Raw genomic sequence first — 20345 nt, forward strand, 5'->3', positions numbered from 1 at the left:
CCAGAAGTGAACCACGCGGTTCACAAAGTGTCGAGAGCTTCTTCGCGCTCGACCGCGCGCAGCAGCGCCTCGAACCCGGCGGCCGCGCCGGCGCCGTCCGAGCTGGTCAGCAGGTCGACGAGGAAGCCACGCAGGGTCGCCAGGATCATCGACGCGACCTCGAACTTCCGCCGCTCCGGCCAGTCCGCCGGGCAGAACGACACCAGCGTCGGCAGGTACTGCTGGGACGCGCCGTGCCCGAGCGCCGCGTACCGGCCGGGGTCGTACATCGCGAGGCCCATCGCCTGGTCCAGCACGCGCCGCAGCTGCGTCTCCTCGTCGCGCAGGCTCTCCCACGCCGCGCGGACGCGGTCGGTCAACGTGGCGGGGGAAGCGGCGATCGCCGTCAGCGCGTTGCCGATCCGCCGTTCCCGCAGCGCGAAGACCACCTGCCGGAGCAGGTCTTCGGCGCTTTCGAAGTGGTAGAGCAGCACCTTGTGCGTCGTCCCGGCCGCGCGGGCGGCACGCCGCAGCGAGAAGCCGACGAGACCGTTCTCGGCGACGTCGTCGGTGATCTTCGCCAGCAGCTCCCGGCGGCGCGCTTCACCCCGGGGTGACCCCGTCGATCGCCGGTAGCCGGCCCGTTCGCCGGTAGCGTTGTCCACGCGGGACAGCTTGGCACGGGGAAGGGAATTCGATGCGGGTGCTGGTGACCGGCGGCAACGCGGGAATCGGCTATTTCGTCGCGGAGCAGCTGGCTTCGGCCGGGACGGAAGTGGTGATCGGGAGCCGTGACCCGGCGAAGGCGGAGGTCGCGCGCACGGCGATCCGGTCGCGGGTCGCCGGCGCGCGCGTCGGCCACGTCCGGCTCGACCTCGCCGACCTGGCCCAGGTCGCGACCGTCGACCCCGGACCGCTCGACGCCGTCGTCTGCAACGCCGGGGTCATGCTCGACCACCCGCCGCGCCGCGAGACGCCGGCCGGCCACGAGCTGATGTTCGGCACGAACCACCTCGGTCACTTCGCGCTGGTCGCCCGGCTGCTGCCGGAGCTGGCGCCGGACGCGCGGATCGTCACCACCGGCAGCTTCGCGGCGAAGTCCGCGAAGCTCGACTTCGCCGACCTCCAGAGCGAACGCGACTACGTCCCGAAGCGCGCGTACGAACGCTCGAAGCTGGCCCAGATGCTCTTCGCGCTCGAACTCGACCGGCGGCTGCGCGAAACCGGCTCGAAGCGGCTGAGCGTCGTCGCTCACCCTGGTGGCGCGCTCGACTCGCTGACGCCGTCGCGCCCGCCGGTGCACGTCCGCACCCCCGGCCAGTGGCTGCGCGGCCTGCCGGCCCGGGCTCTCCTGCAGGGCAAGGACGCCGGCGCGCGGCCCGCCGTCCGCGCGGTCCTCGGCCCGGACGTCGCCGGCGGCCAGCTGTGGGGTCCGCGCGTGTTCGGCCTGCGCGGCCGGCCTCGCCTCGAAGAGCGCTGGGCGAACCTGACCGACGACGCCGCCCGGCGGCTTTGGGACGAGAGTGTCACGCTGACCGGGCTGGACCCACTGGTCTGAATGCACAGTGCCGAGGTCGTGGCTGTGCACATCGCACGGTGACGCCGCCGGGACCGCTGCTTACGGTGCGGGGAACCGTTCCCCTTCCCGGATTAGGAGGTCGGCGTGGCCTCAACAGTCGGTGTCGATGACTATGCCCTCACCAGAGTGCCGGACCACGCCCGGTACTCGTGGTGGTCGGTCGCCGTCCAGCGGTTCGGCCAGGTGTCCGCCCTGTCCCAGTTCCTGCTCGGAGCCACCGTCGGCTTCGGGATGAGCTTCTGGCCGGCGGTCCTGGCGTTCACGCTCGGCTCGGTCATCCTGGAGCTCATCACCATCCTCGTCGGCGTCATCGGCGTCCGCGAGGGCCTCTCGACGTCCATGATCGCCCGCTGGACCGGCTTCGGCCGCGGCGGCTCGGCGCTCATCGGGCTCGCCATCGGGATCAGCCTCATCGGCTGGTTCGGCATCCAGTCCGCGGTGTCCGCGCAGGGTCTCGTCTCGCTCATCGGCGGCCTGCCGGAGTGGGGTTGGGCGCTCGTCTTCGGCCTGCTCGTCACCGCGATCGTCGTCCGCGGCTTCCACTCCATGGCCTGGACGGCCTACCTGACCGTCCCGGCGTTCCTGATCCTCGTCGGCTGGTCGATCATCTCCGAGCTGACCCGCCACGACCTCGGCGCGCTCGTGTCGTCGGCCCCGCCCGGGCCGTCGCTGAGCCTGCTGCAGGGCACCACATTGGTGGCGGGTGGCTTCATCGTCGGCGCCGTCATCACGCCGGACATGACCCGCTTCAACCGGTCCACTTCGGACGTCGTCAAGCAGACGCTCGTCGGGATCACGCTCGGCGAGTACGTCATCGGCCTGTCCGGTGTCCTGCTCGCGCACGCCGTCGGCAGCGCCGGGATCACCACGATCGTGACGTCGTCGGTCGGCTGGGTCGGCCTGCTGATCGTCATCGCCGGCACGATCAAGATCAACGACTGGAACCTGTACTCGTCGGGTCTCGGCGTCGTGAACTTCATCGGCACGGTGTCCGGGCGCAAGGCCCACCGCGGTCTGGTGACCGCCGTGCTCGGCGTCGCGGGCAGCCTGCTCGCCGCGGCCGGGATCCTCGCGAAGTTCACCGACTTCCTCACCGTGCTGGGCGTCGCGTTCCCGCCGATCGCGGGGATCATGGTCGCCGAGTACTTCGTCGTGAAGAAGTGGCGCGGGGACCTGGAATCGGCGCGGGCGCGGGGAACCGTGCCCGAGGACGCGCCGGTGTGGGTGCCCGCCACGCTCGTCGTCTGGGTCGCCGCGGCGCTCTTCGGGAAGTTCGTCGAATGGGGCCTGCCGAGCATCAACTCGCTCGTCGTGGGCTTCGTCCTGTACGTCGTCGCCGGGAAGCTCGGCCTGGTGCGGGGGATCGGCAGCAGCCGGACCGCCGACGCCGCTCCCGCCGTCCAGTCTGCTTAAGGAGAATCTTCGTGCGCATCGGCATCGACGTCGGCGGCACCAACACCGACGCTGTCCTGCTCGACGGCCGTCAGGTGCTCGCCTCGGTCAAGACCAGCACGACCGCGGACGTCACCTCGGGCATCGTCGCCGCGATCGACGGCCTGCAGCGGCAACGCGCGTTCGACCCGGCGGCGGTGCGGGCGGTGATGATCGGCACCACGCACTTCATCAACGCCCTCGTCGAGGCCCACCGGCTCGCGCCGACCGCGGCCGTCCGGCTGAGCCTGCCGGCCGGGGCGTCGCTGCCGCCGATGGTCGACTGGCCGCAGCGGCTCGTCGACGCGGTGTCGGGGCGCAGCTACCTGGTCCACGGTGGACACGAGTTCGACGGCCGGCACATCGCGGAGCTCGACGAGAGCGAGCTGCGCAAGGCCGCCGACGACATGGGGGAGGCCGGGGTGCGCAGCGTCGCCATCACCTCGGTCTTCTCCCCGGTCAACGCCGAGTTCGAGGCCCGCGCGGCCGAGATCATCGGCGCGCAGCTGCCGGACGTGGCGATCTCGCTGTCCCACGAGATCGGCCGGATCGGCCTGCTGGAGCGGGAAAACGCGACGGTGATCAACGCGGCGCTGCGGGAGCTGGCCGCGCACATCGTCGACGGGCTGTCCGCGTCGGTCACCGGCGCGGGCATCACCGCGCCGCTGTACCTGAGCCAGAACGACGGCACGCTGATGGACGTCGACTTCGCCCGCCGCTACCCGGTGGCGACGTTCGCGTCCGGGCCGACGAACTCGATGCGCGGCGCGGCCGTGCTGTCCGGTTTGGACACCTGCGCGGTGGTCGACGTCGGCGGCACGACGTCGGACGTCGGCGTCCTGCGGCAAGGCTTTCCCCGTGAGGCGACGACGGACGTCAGCGTCGCGGGCATCCGCACCAACTTCCGGATGCCGGACGTCCTGTCGATCGGCATCGGCGGCGGCAGCCGGGTGCGCGGGAACGTCACGGTGGGGCCGGACTCGGTCGGCTACGAGCTGACGTCGAAGGCCCTGGTCTTCGGCGGGGACACGCTCACCGCGACCGACATCGCGGTCGCGGCGGGCCGCGCCGACATCGGGGACGCGTCACTCGTGTCGCATTTGGACCGCGCGCTGGTCCGGGCGGCGCTGGACCGGATCGCCGCGGACGTGTCCGATGTGGTCGAACGGATGCGGACGTCGGCCGAGCCGCTGCCGGTGGTCGCGGTCGGCGGTGGTTCGGTGCTGCTGCCGGACGAGCTGGCCGGCTGCGGCGAGGTGCACCGGCCGGAGAACTACGCCGTGGCCAACGCGATCGGCGCGGCCATCGCGCAGATCGGCGGCGAGGTCGACCGCGTCTACGTGATCGAGCCCGGCCGTCGTGAGTCCGTTGTGGACGAAGCCAAGCAGGAGGCCGTGGACCGGGCGGTTGCCGCGGGCGCGTCGCCGGCGTCGGTCGGCATCGTCGACTTCGACGAGGTGCCCATCCCGTACCTGCCCGGCAACGCCACGCGCATCCGCGTCAAGGCCGTCGGCGACCTGCAGCTGGGGGCGTGATGCGCGAGATCACCGAGCACGACCTCGACGACATCGCCCGCGGTGCCGCCATCCTCGGCACCGGGGGCGGTGGCGACCCGTACATCGGCCGGCTGCTGGCGGCCTCGGCGGTCCGCTCGCACGGGTCCGTGCCGCTGGTGCCGCTGGCGGAGGTGCCGGACGACGCCGTCGTCCTGCCGGTCGCCATGATGGGCGCGCCGACGGTCATGGTCGAGAAGCTGCCGTCGGCCGAGCAGGTCGGGCTCGCAGCCCGCACGCTCGCCGCGTACCTGGGCAAGGAGCTGACGCACATCGCGTGCGCCGAGGCGGGCGGGGTCAACTCGCTGATCCCGGTCGTCGCGGCCGCGCAGCTGGGCCTGCCGCTGGTCGACGCCGACGGCATGGGCCGGGCCTTCCCGGAGCTGCAAATGGTTTTGCCGACTTTGTACGGCATCCGCGCGACCCCGATGTCCATCGCGGACGAGAAGGGCAACCGCGGGGTACTGGACACTGTGGACAACCGGTGGGCCGAGCGGCTGGCCCGGTCGGCGACCATCGACATGGGCTGCTCGGCGATGATCAGCAACTACGCGATGTCCGGCTCGCAGTCCCGGGAGTCGCTGGTGCCCGGCACGCTCAGCCTGTGCGCCGAGCTGGGCGCGCTGGTGCGGGCCGCGCGCGCCGCGCACGAGGACCCCGTCGCGCGGGTCGTCTCCCGGCTGGGTGGGCGGCGGCTGTTCAGCGGCAAGGTCGTCGACGTCGCCCGCCGGACGGTCACCGGCTTCGCCCGCGGTGAGGCTCGACTGTCCGGAATGGACGGAGACACCGGTGCGGAACTGGTGCTGCGCTTCCAGAACGAGCACCTGGTGGCCGAGCGCGACGGCGTCGTCGAGGCGTCGGTGCCCGACCTGATCTGCACGCTGGAACGCGAGTCCGGCGAGGCCGTGACGACCGAGGGACTGCGGTACGGCCAGCGCGTCACGGTCATCGCCGCGCCCGCCGACCCGCGCTGGCACACGCCGGAGGGCATCGCGCTGGCCGGGCCGCGGTACTTCGGCTACGACATCGACCCGATCGGAGTCGCCGGGTGAGCTGGACCCTGACCGAAGCCGACCTGCCCGACCTCGCCCGCGGCGCCGCCGTGCTCGGCACCGGCGGCGGTGGCGACCCGTACGTCGGACGGCTGCTCGTGCGCGAGGCGATCCGCGAGCACGGGCCGATCACGATCCTCGACCCGTCCGAAGTGGACGACGACGCGCTGGTCGTGCCGACGGCGCAGATGGGCGCGCCGACCGTGGTGCACGAGAAGCTGCCCAACGGCGCCGAGCCGGTGCTGGCGCTGCGGACGCTGGAGCGGCACCTCGGCCGGTCGGCGGACGCGACCATGCCGATCGAGTGCGGCGGCATCAACTCGATGATCCCGCTGATCGTCGGCGCCCGGCTCGGGCTGCCGGTGGTCGACGCCGACGGCATGGGCCGGGCGTTCCCCGAGCTGCAGATGGAGACGTTCGGCGTCTACGGCGTCACCGGGTCGCCGATGGCCATCGGCGGCGAGCGCGGCGAGACGACGGTGATCGACACCGGCGCGGACAACAAGCGGATGGAGTGGCTGGCCCGCGGCGTCACCATCCGGCTCGGCGGGGTCGCGCACATCGCCGAGTACGCGATGAGCGGCGCCGACGTGAAGCGGACGGCGGTGCCGCAAACGCTTTCGCTGGCACTGACCGTGGGCCGGACGATCCGGGAAGCGCGGGAAGCCAACGAAGATCCCGTCGAGTGGCTGGCTTCGGCGTTGCGCTCGACGCCGTACCAGCACCTGCGCGTCCTCTTCCGCGGCAAGGTGTCCGATGTGGAGCGCCGGACCGAGGCGGGCTTCGCGCGGGGCCGTGCGGCGGCGGTGTCGTTCGACGGTTCGAGCAAGCTGGAGATCCTCTTCCAGAACGAGAACCTGCTGGCCACTGTGGACGGTACCGTGCGGTGTCTCGTGCCCGACCTGATCTGCGTGCTGGAGTCCGCGACGGCCGAGCCGATCACCACCGAGACGCTCCGGTTCGGCCAGCGCGTCACCGTCGTCGGCATCTCGACACCGCCGCTGATGCGGACGCCGGAAGCCCTGGACACGTTCGGCCCGGGGGCGTTCGGGTTGCCGCACCCGTTCGTGCCCGTCGAACAGATCGGCGCGGAGACGTAAGCGGCCGGCTCGTCTACTGTGGTCAGTCATGCGCATCACCGCCGGTGACGTGGCCGCCCTCGAACGCGGGGTGGCCCTGCTCGGGTCCGGCGGTGGCGGGGACACCGTCACCGCCGCTGTCCTGCTGCGCCGGCTGCTCGCCGACGGCCGGGCGCTCGACGTTTCGCCGGTGGCCGGCCTGGCGCCGTCGGCCCGGGTGGTGCCGATCGGCGTCGTCGGCGCGACGGCGGCGTTCACCGAGAAGCTGCCGGGCGGCGACGAGTTCGCGTCCGCGGTGGCGGCGATCGAACGGTGGACGGGCGAGCACGCCGACGCGCTGATGTCCATCGAGATCGGCGGCCTCAACGGGCTGCTGCCGCTGGTCGTGGCCGACCAGCTCGGGCTGGGGTACGTCGACGCGGACCTGTCCGGCCGCGGGCTGCCCCGGCTCGACCAGTTTTCGGTGGCCGCGACCGGCCGCGGGGTCGCGCCGGCGGCGCTGGCCGAGCCCGGCGGGCAGGTGGTGGTGCTGGCGGCCGGCTCGGACGTGGTGATCGAGCGGGGCACGCGGGCGTTCCTGGCCAGCTCGGGCGGGTGGGCGGCGTTCGCGCTGGCCCCGATCCCGGCGGGCGAGCTGGCGGCGTGTTCGGTGGGCGGGACGACGAGCGGGGCGCTGGCGCTCGGCCGCCGGGTGCTGGCGGTGGGTGAGAGCCCGCCGCGGGAGGCGCTCGAAGCGGCGTTGGCGGGCTCGGTGCTGGCGCGTGGCCGGGTCATCGAGGTGGCGCGGCACCCCGGCCCCGGCCGGCACGGCAGCCCGGGGTTCGGCCGCGGCAGCGTCACGCTGGCCGACCACCGCGACGGCGCGCTGCTGAGGGTGGAGATGGAGAACGAGTACCTGCTGGCGTTGCGCGACGGGGCACCGGTGGCTTCGACGCCGGACGTGCTGTCGGTGCTGGACCACCGGACGGGGGTCCCGGTGTCGTGCGACGCGATCCGCGCGGGGGTGGAGGTGGACGTGGTCCGCCTGGCGGCGGCCGAGTTCTGGACCGACCCGCGCCGGTTGCCGGTGCTGCAGCCGAGGGCGTACGGAATCGACTGCGACCCGGTGGGGTTCCCGTGAGCGCGCCGAGGCCGGCCCGGGCGTTGCCCCGGTGGGCCGAGTCCGGCTGCGGTGGGGCTCCCGTGAGCCGGCGGTGGAGGCCGGCCCCGGCGGCCGGGTCCGGCCGCGGTGGGTCTCCCGTGAGCCGGCTCCGGCGGGTGGGGCTCCCGTGAGCCGGCAGTGGACGTTGGCCCCGGCGACCGAGTCCGGCTGCGGTGAGGCTCCCTTGACCCGGCTCCGGCGGGTGGGGCTGCCGTGAGCCTGCGCCGAGTTCTTGCCCTTCCCGGCTGGTCCGAGCACGTTCGCGTGCTCGCCGGCGCCTCCGGGCTGGACCGTCCACTTGCGACCGTTCAAGCCACTTTGGACGCTTCCCACCTCCCCGCGGCCGGGGAACTCGCCGTGGTCGCCCGGCCGATCGCCGGGACCGACTGGCAGATCGATGCCCTTCTTCGCCGTTGCGCCGATGCCGGGGCGGCCGCCGTCCTGCTCTCCGGGACCGAGCCGCTCAGCGCGTCGCGGCTGCTTGCCGATCGGCTGGGCGTTCCGCTCCTCGTCACGTCCGCCTCGCCGCTCGACCTGCTCGTCGAGGCTCGGCTGCTGCTCGCCGCGCCCGAACTCGATCGGGCCGAGCTGCTCCTCGCCACCCACCGCGCGCTCGGGGATCGGCTGCGGCCGCCCGAAGAGGTCGTCGCCGTGCTGCGACGGCTGTTGCGCTCGCCCGTGGCCGTGCTCGACGACCGGGGGGTGCCGCTCGCCGGGGAGGTCGGCGGGCGCGTCCGGCTGGACGAAGCCGTGCCGCAGCGGACCGAGCTCGACGACGGCGTCCTGCTCGCCCACCCCGTCCTGCTGCAGCGGCCCGCGATGTGGCTGGCCGCCGAGCTGCGGGGGACCGAGGCCGCGCGGGCCGACGTCGTGCCGCCCGCGCTCGCCGTCGCCGCCGGGGCGCTGCAGCGGTGGCTGCTGGCCAACCGCCTGGAGCTGGAACGCGACGCGCGCTCGCGCACCGCGTTGCTCGGCGACCTGCTGCGCCTGGACACCGAACCCGGCGCCGACCTGCGCCGCCGCGTCGCCGACGCCGGCTGGCGGCTCGGCGGCCGGCACGTCGGGCTGCACCTGGGTGTCCCGGCGTCCGTCGACACCGTCGCGCGGACCCAGGAGGTGCTGCGGGCGCTGGACGTCGAGGCCGTCGTCGAGCACGGCGACGGCTGGACCGGCTGGGTCACCTTCGACCACGAACCCACGGCGGAGCGGGTGCGCGCGCTGGCGACCCGGCTCCAGGCGGCGCACCGGACGTTGCGCCTGGGCGCGCACATGGGCGTCGGACGGCCGCACCCGCGTCCGGAAGGGCTGGCCGCGACGGTCGCGGAAGCCCTCGACGCCGCCCGCCTCGCCGCGACCCGGCCCGAAACGGGCCACTTCCTGCACGTCGACCAGCTCGGCATGGCCCAATTGCTGCTGGAGTGGACGCGCACGGACACGTTCGAACCGGCCGCGCGAGCGCTGGTCGCGCCGCTGCGGTCGGCGCCGGGCGACCTCGTCCGGACGCTGGCCGCCTACCTGGACGCGGAGTCGTCGATCGCCGAGACCGCCACGGTGCTGGGCGTGCACCGCAACACCGTGGCGGCCCGGATCGCGCGGATCGAGCAGCTGCTCGGCGTGGACCTGTCCCGCCCGGACGAGCGGCTGGCGCTGCACCTCGCGTCCCGGGCGGTGATCCTTTCGGGCGAGTGACTAGTTGTCGTCCCCGCCGGTGACGTTCCCGATGCTGGCGGGCACGCCCTTGATCATGTCGACGACGGTCTTGCCCGCCAGGCCCGATTTACCGAACCACGGGTCGGTCATGATCTTGATGGCCGACTCGAACTTCTCGGCGCCTTCCTTGCCGAAGACCTTGCCGAGCTGTTCGACCGAGAAGTTGTTGATCTTGTCGAACTTCGCCAGGATCTCGGGCGTGACACCGTCCACTTTGGACAGCTTGTCCTTGATGACGGCGGTCATCTGGTCGGTGAACGGCTTGTGCGGCTTGGGATCCGCGGTGGGCGTGGGGTCCGGAGTGGACGAAGACGGCGCGGGGTCGGGCTTCGCCGGCTCCGGCTTGGGGTCGGGGGTGGCCGGCTCCGGCTTCGGCTCCGGGGTCGCCGAGGAGGGCTTGGGTTCCGGGGTCGCCGAGGAGGAAGAAGGTGCGGGCTCGGGTTTCGGTTCCGGCTTGGGTTCTGGAGTGGCCGAGGAGGGCTTGGGCTCCGGGGCCGCCGAGGACGACGGCGCCGGTTCCGGCTTGGGCTCGGGTTTCGGCTCGGGCTTGGGTTCCGGCTTCGGCTCGGGCTTCGGCTCAGGGGTCGCCGAAGACGATGACGGTGCGGGCTCCGGTTTCGGCTCGGGCGTGGGCTCGGGTTTCGGCTCCGGCTTGGGCTCGGGCTTGGGTTCCGGAGCGGCCGAGGAGGGCTTGGGCTCCGGCTCGGGCGTGGCCGAGGAAGACGACGGCGCCGGTTCCGGCTTCGGCTCGGGTTTGGGCTCAGGCTTGGGTTCGGGCTTGGGCTCCGGCTTCGGTTCCGGCGTGGCCGACGAGGGCTTGGGCTCCGGAGTCGGCGAGGAGGACGACGGCGCCGGTTCCGGCTTCGGCTCGGGTTTGGGCTCCGGTTTGGGCTCCGGAGTGGCCGACGACGGCTTCGGCCCCGGGGTCGCGTCCGGCTTCGGTGCCGCCGGCGGCTTGGGCGTCGGGGTCGGGGTCAAGCTGCTCGTCGGGGGCTTCGCCCCGGCGATCTCGTCCCCCGCCTTGCCCATCTTCGCCAGCGCCTTCACCAGGTCCGCCAGCTTCTTGCCCAGCTGCATCAGCTTCGTGCCGATCTTGCCCAGAGCCGTGGCTACCGTGCCGATCGTCGTCGTGATGAACAGCGCGATCGATGCGCCGAACGTCACCGGGGCGAGCGCCGCCGCGATCAGGGCGCCCTTGATGATCGTCGCCAGGAGCATCGCGATCAGGTCGCGCAGGATGCCGCGGAACGCGCCGACGATGCCGCCCGCGATCATCATGTTCTTGCCGGCCTGGTCGAGGTAGCCGCCGAGGGAGGTCAGCTGCTCGGTGACCGCGTCCATGTCCTTCTTGAACTGCTCCGCCGCGTTGCCGGACCAGTCCTTCATGAGCGTGGCGAGGGCTTCCTGGTGCTGCTGCGACCACCCTTCGAGCTTCTTCTTCTCGGCCTTGAGCGCCTCGCTGGCCGCCTGGATGCCGATCGGGTCGCCCATCAGGATGTCCAGCGGCCACCGCAGGATCGTGATGTGCTCGATGAGCCAGCCGATCCCGGCCGTCAGCAGGCTGCCGATCGGGTCCAGCACGAGACCGATGGTCTCCAGCGCCATGCCCGCCGCGCCGATGCCGATCGCGACCTTGTCGTTCTCCTTGACGGCCTTGTCCAGCCCGACCGCCGCTTCGAAGAACCCGGCCCCGGCGGCGGCGTTGTCCTTGTTGAAAAGGTCGGAGCCGTGGAGGCTGACGTCCTTGCTCTGGTAGTCGTCGCCCACTATTCGAACCTCACGATCGAGTCGACGGCGTCTTGTTCGCCCGCCTGGTAGCGCTTCGCGGCTTCGGCGACCTTGTCCGCGAACTCGCCGATGGTCTTGGCGTAGTCCCCGAACTGGTGGTGCGCCTTGTCGGTCCACGTGCTCGCGCCCGCCGCCATCAGCTGGCACGCCGGGTTGATGCCGAACATGCCCGGGTCGCAGGTCATGCCGCCGACCAGGTCCGCGGTGCTCTGCAGGTTGCTCTGCAGTTCGTCGAGGTGCTTGCCGAAGGTGGCCAGGGGCTCCGAGTCGACCCTGAACCCGCCGCCGCTCACCAGGGGTTCGATTCGTCGTCGAAGCGGTCGTCGGCCGGGGGACGGCGACGCGGGGCGGGGCCGGCGGCCGGCGGTGCGGGCGGCCGGGCCGGGGGAGCGGCGGGCGGCGGCGGAGGGGGCTCGACGGGGCTCTCCGGCGCCGCGAAGTCGCCGTCCGGCGGCGGGTCCGGCGGCAGGAACGACCGGACCATGTCGGTCGACTCGCCGTCGCCGTTGATGGTGGCGAAGGAGTCCGCGACGCTGCGGGCCGTCCGGCGCTGCGCTTCCCGCACGGTGCCCATGATCGCCGCGGTCAGCCGCGCCGGGCCCAGTTCGCACGCCCGGTGCCCGAGCTCGAGGTTCGTGAGCGCGCCGTTCGGCGCGAGCGTGACGGTGACCGCGCCGTCGCGGGAGCGGACCGTCGCACCGGCTGCGGAAAGCGCTTCACTCAGCGCGGCCGCCTTCGACTGCATGTCCCGGACCTGCCGCTCGAGCAGCAGCTGGAAGTCCTCGCCTGGCCCCAGGTTCGGTTGCACGAATTCGACTCCTCGCCACGCCGGGGTGCGGGGCGCCGGCCCCGTGATCGCGCCAGATTAGCGCACACCGGACATTCATCTGGTGATCGTGCGCAGTATGCCTGGATGACTCCCCGATGTTGCCCGCGAATGCCTCGATCGGGTTTGACCCGGACCACGCTCCGGGTTGCACGATCGGGTGCATGACACGATTGGACGACTACCGGGCGCTCGGCCGCTCCGGGCTGCGGGTGTCCCCGCTGGCCCTGGGCGCGATGACCTTCGGCACCGGACCCTTCTGCGCGGACGACGACACGGCGCGGAAGGTCTTCCGCGCCTACGTCGAGGGCGGCGGCAACTTCGTCGACACGGCGGACAACTACAGCGCCGGCCGCAGCGAGGAGCTGGTCGGGGAGTTCCTCCGCGACGTCGATCGCGACGACGTCGTGCTCGCCACCAAGTACTCCGGACCCGAGTTCCGGGACGGCGCCCCGTATTCGGACCCGCGCCGGCGCAGCAACGGCCGCAAGAACATGGTCGCCTCGCTGGAGGCGTCGCTGCGGCGGCTGCGCGTCGACCACGTCGACCTGTACTGGCTGCACGTCTGGGACGGCTGCACCCCGGCCGAGGAGGTCATGGCGGCGTTCGGCGACCTCGTGCGCGCCGGGAAGATCCGCGCCGCCGGGCTCAGCGACGTCCCGGCCTGGTACGCGACGAAGGCGGCGATGCTCGGCGGCCCGCCGGTGACCGCGCTGCAGCTGGAGCATTCGCTGCTCGAGCGGGCGATCGAAGCCGAATACGTGCCCCTGGCCCGTGAGTTCGGCATCGCGATCCAGCCTTGGGGCGCCATCGGCGGCGGGTTCCTGTCCGGCAAGTACACCCGCGAGGGCACGGGCACCGGCCGGCTCGCCGGCGGCGCGGCCTTCCGGTCGCTGCCCGAGGCGCGCTGGGCGATCCTCGACGTCGTCCGCGAGGTCGCGGCCGAGGCCGGCGCGACGCCCGCCCAGGTCGCCCTGCACTGGGTGACCCGCCGGCTGGGCATGCCCGCGCCGCTGATCGGCGCGCGATCCCCCGAGCAGCTCGCGGAGACGGTGGGCGCGCTCGCCCTCGACCTCACCGACGCCCAACTGGACCGGCTGACCGCGGTCAGCGCGCCGGAACTGCCGTTCCCGCACCGGATCCTGGCGCGCCTCAACGCCGGCCTGCCGGGCTAACCCCGGCCGTGGTGGCCTTCGTCGGCGACGGTGTCGGCGTGCGGCTCGCCGTCCTGGCACGTCACCACGACCACGTTCTCCGTGCCGCCGTTCTTGAACTTGACCGACGCCGTGGCGGCCGGGCCGCGCGAGACGTCGTCGGCGCGGAAGCCCGGGTCCGGGCTCCACGAGAGCAAGGTGACCCGGCCGCCCGCGCACGTGGCGACGATGGTGCCGCCGGGCACGGTCAGGCCGCGCGGCGCCGGGGCGGCGCTCGACGGCGCGGTCGTGACCGGTGGCGTCGACGTGGTGCTCGACGGCACGGTTTCCAGGGCGCGGGCGACGTCGTCGGCGGACAGCGGCTGGTTCTGCGGGCCGAGGATGCCGGCGCCGACGACGTCGAGGGCCACCGTGCCGGCGCCCGCGGTGACGGCGGCGGCCAGCAGCCAGCCGGCCGCCATCAGCACTCCGCGCCTGTTCACCCGTCCACTGTGCCATCCGGGCGGGTTAAGGCACGGCTAAGGCGGCCTTAGCGTTCGCCGGGAACCCGGCGAAGCGGCGTCGCGTGTGTAGCCTCCCGAGCATGGCGACCGTGCTGCTCGTCGAGGACGACCCGACCATCCGCACGGCCGTGCTGCGCGCGCTGACCGAGCGCGGGCACGCGGTGACGTCCGCGCCGACCGCGATGGCCGGGCTCCAGGCGGCCGTCACCGACCGGCCCGACGTCGTGCTGCTCGACCTGGGCTTGCCCGACCTCGACGGCCGCGAGGTGCTGCGGATGGTGCGGGCGGTCAGCGCGGTGCCGATCATCGTGGTCACCGCCCGCGGCGCGGAGGAGGAGATCGTCCGGCTGCTCGACGCGGGTGCCGACGACTACGTGGTCAAGCCGTTCGGCGGTGCCCAGCTCGACGCGCGGATCCGCGCGGTGCTGCGGCGCGCCGAGCCGGAGGAGACGACCGCGCCGGTGGTCGTCGGCGGCCTGTCGGTCGACGCGCGGACGCGCGAGGCGTCGCTCGACGGCGCGCCGCTCGACCTCACCCCGCGCGAGTTCGACCTGCTGCACTACCTGGCGAGCCGGGCCGGAACCGTGGTGAGCAAGCGCGAACTGCTCGCCGACGTGTGGAAGCTGCCCTACGCCGGCGCGGACAAGACCGTCGACGTCCACCTGTCGTGGCTGCGGCGCAAGCTCGGCGAAACCGCGCAGGAGCCGCGGTACCTGCACAGCGTGCGGCGCGTCGGCGTCCGGCTGGCCGAACCGGGGGCCGGGGCGTGAGGAAGCGGCTCGCGGTGCTGGTCGCGGCCGCGATGAGCCTGGTGCTCGTGGCGTTCCTGGTGCCGCTGGCGATCCTGCTGCGGTCGGTCACCGCGGACCGCGCGGTCACTGCCGCCACGGCGAAGGCGCAGTCCCTGACGTCCCTGGTGGCGACGGCCGACGCGGTGACGCTGCGGCCGGCCGTCGACCAGCTCAACACGACCGCCGGTCACCCGGTGACGGTGTTCTTGCCGGACGGCACGGTGCTCGGCGCGCCGACCCCGCGCACGCCCGGCGTCACGCTGGCCGCGGCGCAGGGCGCCAGCCTCACCGTCGACGACGACGCGGGCCGCGAAATCCTCGTCGCGGTCCAAGGGTTGCCGCGCGGGACCGCCGTCGTCCGGGCCTTCGTCGACCGCGCGGAGCTGACTCGCGGGCTGGGCGCGGCGTGGCTGGTGCTGGCCGGGCTCGGCGTGGTGCTGCTGGCGCTCGGCGTGGTCGTCGCCGACCGGCTGGCCCGGTCGATCGTGCGGCCGGTGCACGAGCTCGCGGCGGTGTCGCGGCGGCTGGCCGAGGGTGATCTGGACGCGCGGGCCGTGCCCGGCGGGCCGGGGGAGGTGCGGTCGGTGGCGGCCGCGCTCAACCTCCTCGCCGCGCGGATCCGCGACCTGGTCCGCCAGGAACGCGAGGCCGTGGCCGACATCTCGCACCGCTTGCGAACGCCGTTGACCGTGCTGCGGCTGGACGCCGAGTCGTTGCGCGACCCCGCCGAAGCCGACCGGATCACCGGGCACGCGGAGAGCCTGGAACGCCAGGTCACGGCGTTGATCGACCAGGCGAGGGCCCGGGACTCGGCGCCCGGCTCGTGCGACGCGGCTTCGGTGGTGGGCGAGCGGGCGGAGTTCTGGTCGGTGCTGGCGCAGGACCAGGACCGCGCGGTGACGGTCGAGGTCGCGCCGGGCCCGCTGCCGGTCGCGGCCGGGCCGGCCGAGCTGGCCGCGTGCCTGGACGCGTTGCTGGGCAACGTCTTCGCGCACACGCCGGAGGGAACCGCGTACGCGATCCGGTTGACGGGGACGCCCGAAGGGGCGCGTCTGGAGGTCTCGGACGAGGGGCCGGGGTTCGACCTCGACGACGTCGAGCGCGGCGCGAGCGGGGCCGGGTCGACGGGGCTCGGGCTCGACATCGCGCGGCAGACGGCCCGCGCGTCCGGCGGGACGTTCACGGTGACGCGCCGGCGGCCGCGCGGGGCGCGGATCGTGCTGGAACTCGGGACGCCGTTAGGGATGCCTTAAGCCCCGCGCAGCGCGCCGCTATCCGCCGGTGCGTGAAGCTTCTTTCGTTGGCAGGGAACGAAAAGGAGCAGACATGCGCAAGATTCTGGTGATCGCGGCGGCCGGCGCGGCGCTCGCGGTGGGCGGCACCACGGCGGCCCTCGCGCAGTCCGGCGCGGACGACGGCACGCGGGTGCCGACGACGGCGACCTCGGCCGCCACGGAGACCACGCGCGGCAGCGGAGCCACGGAAACGAGCGCGCCGAGCACGTCCCCGAGCGCGACGGCGCCGAGCACGTACCCGACGCGCACCCACGACCTCGGCGACGACCACGGCGGTCGCGGTGTCGAGCCGGGTGACGACCGTGGTGGTCGTGGGGTCGAGCCGGGCGACGATCACGGTGGTCGCATCGAGCCCGGCGACGACCACGGTGGCCGCGGGGTCGCGCCCGGTGACGATCGCGGCGGTCGCGGCGTCGAAACCGGCGACGACCACGGTGGCCGCGGGGTCGAGCCCGGCGATGACCACAGCGGTCGCGGCACCGAGCCGGGCGACGACCACGGCGGGCACCACGAGGGCGGCGACGACCACGGCGGCCGCCGCTGAGCCGGCTGTCCACACCGGACCGGGTGCGGCACTTCCCCGGGGAAGTGCCGCACCTTTCAGGACCCGGCGGCCTTCGCGACCCGCTCGATCTCCGCGTACCGCTCGGACCAGAACTCGCGGTCGCGGACCGGCGCGCTGGTCGCCCCGTCGAGCTGCTCTCGCAGGATGTCGGCGTGCCCGGCGTGCCGGGTCGTCTCGGTGAGCACGTGGACCAGGACGTTGAACAGCAGCACGTCCGGCCGCGGCCACCACGGCACGTGGCCGGGCGCGTCGACGGGCAGTGCCGCGATCGTCGCGTCGGAGTGCGCCGCGGCGCGGCGGTACCGGTCGACGATCTCCGCACGCGTCTCCTGCTCGGTGGCCCAGAAGTCCCGGCCACGCGCCTCGGTGTCGTCCCAGCGGGGCAGCGGCTCGGGGAACGGCCGGCCGAACACCTCGCCCAGGTACCGCGTCTCCCACAGCGCCAGGTGCTTCACCAGGCCGAGCAGGTTGGTCCCGGTCGCGGTCAGGGGACGGCGGACGTCGTACTCGCTCAGCCCGTCCAGCTTCCCCAGCACGGCCTCGCGGGCCTCGCGCAGATCGTCGTGCAGGTACTGCTTCGCGAATTCGCCGATCACCCGACCGGCACCCCGCGCACCGTGACCGGCCCCCGCGTCGGGTCCAGCTCCGCGGCCTGGTCCACTCCGGACGGCGTCAGCACGTCGACCGCCTTCGGGGCGGTCGCCGGGTCCGCCGCGCAGATCGGCGCGGTCCCGCCCGCGGCGCACAGGCCGAACGTGTACTGCCCCGCCGTCGGCGTGAACGGCCGCGCCTGGTCGGGGGAGTTGCCGTCCTGCCCGGTGAGCACGACCGCGAACGTCCAGCCGGCCGCCGGGGTCCCGAACGCGGACTTCGCGACGCTCACCGTGATGTACCGCGTGGCCTGCGAAGCCTGCACCGACGGCGTTGCCAGCGAAGCGCCCGAAGCGTCGACGAGCGCCGGATCCGCGAAGCCCTGGACCTCGATGCGCCGGCTCCAGGCATCGGAAGCCGCGATCGTGTACGCCCGGCTCGGGAACGGCGCCGCGGTCGACGTCACCGTCGCGGCCGGGTCGTGCGCGTAGATCGTCAGCAGCTGCGCGCCCAGCGGAGAGCCGAACGTCGGGGACAGGTCACGGATCTGCGTGCGGAACACCAGGTTGGTGCCCGAGTCGATGACCTGGAACCGCTGCAGGTCGAACGCGCCGGCGTGGAAGTCGCCGGCCGTCGGGTACGTATAGGTGCCCGGGCCGTTGTCGTCGCCGTCCGGGTCGGCCGCGTCGAGCAGGACCGTGCCGGTGACGAAGTCCGAGCTGATCGTCTTCTGCGCGTACCCGGTGCCGCCGCCGGCCGTGGCGGCCGCCGTGACGACGTTCGCGCCCAGCGGGGTCGGCACGGTCGCGCCGAACTTCCCGTCCGCGGCGGCCCGCACCGACAGCACCGAAGTCGTGCCGGCGTCGGTGTTCGAGACGGCCAGGTCGACCTGGCTGCCCGCGGGCGCGGTGCCGGTGACGGCCGCGGTCCCGGTGGACACCGACGCGGGCGCGTCGAGCGTGACCGCCAGCGCCGCGGGCGGCCCGTGCGTGACGTACCGGGCGCGGACGTCGGCGGGCTGCTCGGGCAGCCGGCCGTCGTCGAGGGCCCGGGCCAGCCGGACCGACTGCGACTGCGCCCAGCTCAGCGGCGCGACCGAGCCGGCGGGCTGCCCCGGCGCGAAGCCGATGGACGCCGTGCGCGGGTCCGAGCCGTAGGGCGACGCCGGGACCGCCGGGTTTTCCCACGTCTGCTCGGGAATCAGCCCGGTGCCGCCGGTCTGGGCCCGCATCGCGCGCAGCAGTGCCGCCGCGCCGGCGCGGTCGCCGGTCTGCACGGCCTGCTCGCCGCGTTCACCCGCGAGCACCGGCCAGAGGTGCCCGGACCCGGTGTTCGGCCCCGGCCACGGTGCCCCGGTCGGGGCGCAGTTCGTCGGGTCCGGCTCGTAGCAGTCGCCGTAGCCGTCTTCGCTGCCCGCCGCGGACGTCCCGTAGCGGTACCAGCCCGGGCCGGTCGGCGTGTCCCGCTTGATCACGCGGTCGACGACGCCGAGCGACGCGATGACGTCGGGATCGTTCGCCGGCAGCACGCCGAGGCGGGTCAGCTCGAGGAACCCGGCGTCGACGACCGCGCGCTGGTCGGCGTCGATCGAGCCGTTGCCGAGGTTGTAGATCCACTCGGAGTCCGGATTGCCGTTCTTGGTCAGGCGCAGGAAGTACCGGCCGCCGTACGGTCCGGTGGACGTCACGGTCCAGCCCTTGATGCCGCGCTGGAAGTGGTCGGCGGTGGCCCGGTAGACGCGGGCGCGCGCCGGGTCGCCGTTGCGGTCGGCGATCACCCCGGCCGCGACGAGCCCGGCGATCTCGGCCGCGATCGTCGAGGGGGAGTAGCCGCCCTGCTCTTCCCAGCGCTCGGAGCCGAACGCCGGCCCGTGCGCGACGACGAAGTCCGCGGCCGCGCGGATGTGGTCGGTGTACAGGGTCCGGTCGCGGTCGAGCCCGGCCTGCAGCGCCATCAGGATCGGGTACGCGCTCTCGTCGAGCTGGTCACCGCCGGAGTCCGGGGCTTTCTTGCCGTTCAGCATGGAGTTGCGCGGGAACCGGCCGTCGGGCTGCTGCTGGCGGGAGAACAACCACCGCACGCTCGCCCGCGCGGTTTCGCGGTCGCCGGCGGCGAGCAGGCCCGAGAAGCTTTCGTAGAGGTCGCGCGCGAAGATCTCGCGGTACGAACCGAAGTAGACGGGCTTGCCGCCGGGCGCGTCCCCGGCGGACACGGCCTGCCCCCACGGGCTGCCGAGCGACGCGACCACCGCGCCCGGGAACGTCTTGTCCTCACTGGCCTTCAGCACGTTGGCCGACTGGTAGTAGGAGTCGGAGTCCTTGCCGCGCACGGGAACCAGCCCGTTGTCGTAGTCACGCCAGCCGCGCGCGTACTCGCGGTAGCTCTCGTCGAACGGCGTGCGCAGGCTCGCGCCCGCGGTCCGGACCGCCGCGCTCGCGTCCGCGCCGAAGCCGAGCGCCAGCACGGCCGGGCGGCGCGGCTGCAGGTCCAGCTGCGCGGTCTGCACGACGTTGCCGTTGACCGCCGACGCCGTCTGATCGGTCAGCCGATGGTCGCGGTCGAGCTGGGCCAGCCCGTCGCCGGCCGTGCCGACGAACCCGCTGGACGTGCCGAGGAACCGGCGGTCGGCGCGCAGCGCGGCGGCCAGCGGGGTCGCGTAGTCGCGGGCCGGGGCGCTGGACACCGTGTTCGGGTCGGCGCTGACCAGCGCGGACGTCGCCGCGTCCACCGAAGCCGTGTCCCCGCCGCCGTTCGCCGGGCCGCCACCGCCGTTGCCGTTGACGCTCGCGTCGAACCGCACGTAGACCTTCAGATCGCGGCCGGACCCCTGGAGCGGGTCCAGCCGGGTCCGGATGAGCACGCCGGTGCGCGCGGGGTCGGTCAGGTACTCGGTGACCAGCCGGTACTTGCCGTTGCGCGGGGTCGAGGTCACCTCGCAGGCCATCCCGCCCGCGCTGGTGCGGACGGTGTAGGTCATGTCCCGCGCCTGCAGGTCGGTGAACGTGCGGCCGTCGGTGACGGCGAACTGCAGCGTCTCGACGTTCGTGTTGTCGATCACCGGCGCGTAGACGTCGGACAGCACGCCGCCCGCGACCGTGAACCACGCCTTGCTGGTGGTGTTCCGGGCGGTGCCCAGGCAGTCCTTGCGGGCCAGCCCGAAGTGCGAGACCGCGCCCGGTCCGGAGGCCGGGGCGGCGACCGCCGCCGGAGCGGGGAGGAGGGCGGCGGCCAGCGCCGCGCACAGCACCACGGACCACGTCGACCGAGTCATCCGCACATCCGATCACGCCCGCTCGCGGCGCACCAGG

The 20345-nt window shown here is 73.6% G+C and carries 18 protein-coding genes; 11 read left to right on the top strand and 7 right to left on the bottom strand.

Annotated features, from left to right (window positions below; all coding sequences use genetic code 11):
• Positions 1-20: 20 nt before the first annotated feature.
• Complete coding sequence (locus ACIRSS_RS22510) at positions 21-644, bottom strand: TetR/AcrR family transcriptional regulator (protein ID WP_400897891.1); 624 nt, start codon at positions 642-644, stop codon at positions 21-23.
• 32 nt (positions 645-676) lie between these two features.
• Between ACIRSS_RS22510 and ACIRSS_RS22515 the strand changes: the two genes are divergently transcribed.
• The 7 genes from ACIRSS_RS22515 to ACIRSS_RS22545 all read left to right on the top strand — a co-directional run bounded on the left by ACIRSS_RS22515 (position 677) and on the right by ACIRSS_RS22545 (position 9503).
• Positions 677-1537, top strand: coding sequence for an SDR family NAD(P)-dependent oxidoreductase (locus tag ACIRSS_RS22515; RefSeq protein ID WP_400897893.1), 861 nt, complete (start codon positions 677-679; stop codon positions 1535-1537).
• A gap of 105 nt (positions 1538-1642) precedes the next feature.
• Positions 1643-2971: a purine-cytosine permease family protein gene (locus ACIRSS_RS22520; RefSeq protein WP_400897895.1), complete on the top strand. Its 1329-nt coding sequence runs from the start codon at positions 1643-1645 to the stop codon at positions 2969-2971.
• Between the two features lie 11 nt (positions 2972-2982).
• Positions 2983-4524, top strand: coding sequence for a hydantoinase/oxoprolinase N-terminal domain-containing protein (locus ACIRSS_RS22525; protein WP_400897897.1), 1542 nt, complete (start codon positions 2983-2985; stop codon positions 4522-4524).
• Positions 4524-5594, top strand: a complete 1071-nt coding sequence (locus ACIRSS_RS22530; RefSeq protein ID WP_400897899.1) for a DUF917 domain-containing protein — start codon at positions 4524-4526, stop codon at positions 5592-5594. The genes ACIRSS_RS22525 and ACIRSS_RS22530 overlap by 1 nt, the downstream gene beginning before the upstream one ends.
• Entirely contained in the window at positions 5591-6694 is a 1104-nt protein-coding gene (locus ACIRSS_RS22535) for a DUF917 domain-containing protein (protein ID WP_400897901.1), read from the top strand. The genes ACIRSS_RS22530 and ACIRSS_RS22535 overlap by 4 nt, the downstream gene beginning before the upstream one ends.
• A 28-nt stretch (positions 6695-6722) precedes the next feature.
• Positions 6723-7793, top strand: a complete 1071-nt coding sequence (locus ACIRSS_RS22540) for a DUF917 domain-containing protein (RefSeq protein ID WP_400897903.1) — start codon at positions 6723-6725, stop codon at positions 7791-7793.
• 234 nt (positions 7794-8027) lie between these two features.
• Positions 8028-9503 carry a helix-turn-helix domain-containing protein gene (locus ACIRSS_RS22545; RefSeq protein ID WP_400897905.1) on the top strand — a complete coding sequence of 492 codons (1476 nt, stop codon included), beginning with the start codon at positions 8028-8030 and terminating at the stop codon, positions 9501-9503.
• Here the strand turns inward: ACIRSS_RS22545 and ACIRSS_RS22550 are convergent, their stop codons facing one another.
• The 3 genes from ACIRSS_RS22550 to ACIRSS_RS22560 are packed head-to-tail and all read right to left on the bottom strand — an operon-like array spanning position 9504 to position 12120.
• The gene (locus ACIRSS_RS22550) at positions 9504-11291 is read right to left on the bottom strand and encodes a hypothetical protein (RefSeq protein ID WP_400897907.1); all 1788 of its coding nucleotides are present in this window, start codon (positions 11289-11291) and stop codon (positions 9504-9506) included. It abuts the gene before it with no gap.
• Complete coding sequence (locus tag ACIRSS_RS22555) at positions 11291-11605, bottom strand: hypothetical protein (RefSeq protein ID WP_400897909.1); 315 nt, start codon at positions 11603-11605, stop codon at positions 11291-11293. Before ACIRSS_RS22555 ends, ACIRSS_RS22550 begins: the two co-directional genes overlap by 1 nt.
• Entirely contained in the window at positions 11602-12120 is a 519-nt protein-coding gene (locus ACIRSS_RS22560; RefSeq protein ID WP_400897911.1) for a YbaB/EbfC family nucleoid-associated protein, read from the bottom strand. The genes ACIRSS_RS22555 and ACIRSS_RS22560 overlap by 4 nt, the downstream gene beginning before the upstream one ends.
• A 182-nt stretch (positions 12121-12302) precedes the next feature.
• Here ACIRSS_RS22560 and ACIRSS_RS22565 point away from each other — a divergent pair, with 182 nt between their 5' ends.
• Complete coding sequence (locus ACIRSS_RS22565; RefSeq protein WP_400897913.1) at positions 12303-13313, top strand: aldo/keto reductase; 1011 nt, start codon at positions 12303-12305, stop codon at positions 13311-13313.
• Here the strand turns inward: ACIRSS_RS22565 and ACIRSS_RS22570 are convergent.
• A complete protein-coding gene (locus ACIRSS_RS22570; RefSeq protein ID WP_400897915.1) occupies positions 13310-13774 on the bottom strand; it encodes a hypothetical protein in 465 nt (154 codons plus the stop codon). The two genes, ACIRSS_RS22565 and ACIRSS_RS22570, sit on opposite strands and share 4 nt — an antisense overlap.
• Positions 13775-13875: 101 nt before the next feature.
• On the opposite strand from ACIRSS_RS22570, the gene ACIRSS_RS22575 reads away from it, so the two are divergent.
• The 3 genes from ACIRSS_RS22575 (at position 13876) to ACIRSS_RS22585 (ending at position 16425) form a co-directional block, all read left to right on the top strand.
• Positions 13876-14565 (top strand): response regulator transcription factor, encoded by a 690-nt coding sequence (locus ACIRSS_RS22575; protein WP_400897917.1) that lies wholly within the window; start codon positions 13876-13878, stop codon positions 14563-14565.
• Complete coding sequence (locus ACIRSS_RS22580; RefSeq protein WP_400897919.1) at positions 14562-15839, top strand: sensor histidine kinase; 1278 nt, start codon at positions 14562-14564, stop codon at positions 15837-15839. The genes ACIRSS_RS22575 and ACIRSS_RS22580 overlap by 4 nt, the downstream gene beginning before the upstream one ends.
• Positions 15840-15912: 73 nt before the next feature.
• Entirely contained in the window at positions 15913-16425 is a 513-nt protein-coding gene (locus ACIRSS_RS22585) for a hypothetical protein (RefSeq protein WP_400897921.1), read from the top strand.
• A gap of 56 nt (positions 16426-16481) precedes the next feature.
• Here the strand turns inward: ACIRSS_RS22585 and ACIRSS_RS22590 are convergent, their stop codons facing one another.
• Both ACIRSS_RS22590 and ACIRSS_RS22595 read right to left on the bottom strand, forming a co-directional pair.
• Complete coding sequence (locus ACIRSS_RS22590) at positions 16482-17042, bottom strand: DinB family protein (RefSeq protein ID WP_400897923.1); 561 nt, start codon at positions 17040-17042, stop codon at positions 16482-16484.
• The gene (locus ACIRSS_RS22595; protein ID WP_400897925.1) at positions 17039-20308 is read right to left on the bottom strand and encodes a glucodextranase DOMON-like domain-containing protein; all 3270 of its coding nucleotides are present in this window, start codon (positions 20306-20308) and stop codon (positions 17039-17041) included. The genes ACIRSS_RS22590 and ACIRSS_RS22595 overlap by 4 nt, the downstream gene beginning before the upstream one ends.
• Positions 20309-20345: the final 37 nt, after the last annotated feature.

The sequence above is a fragment of the Amycolatopsis sp. NPDC101161 genome (assembly GCF_044768185.1).
In the GTDB taxonomy this organism is placed as follows: domain Bacteria; phylum Actinomycetota; class Actinomycetes; order Mycobacteriales; family Pseudonocardiaceae; genus Amycolatopsis.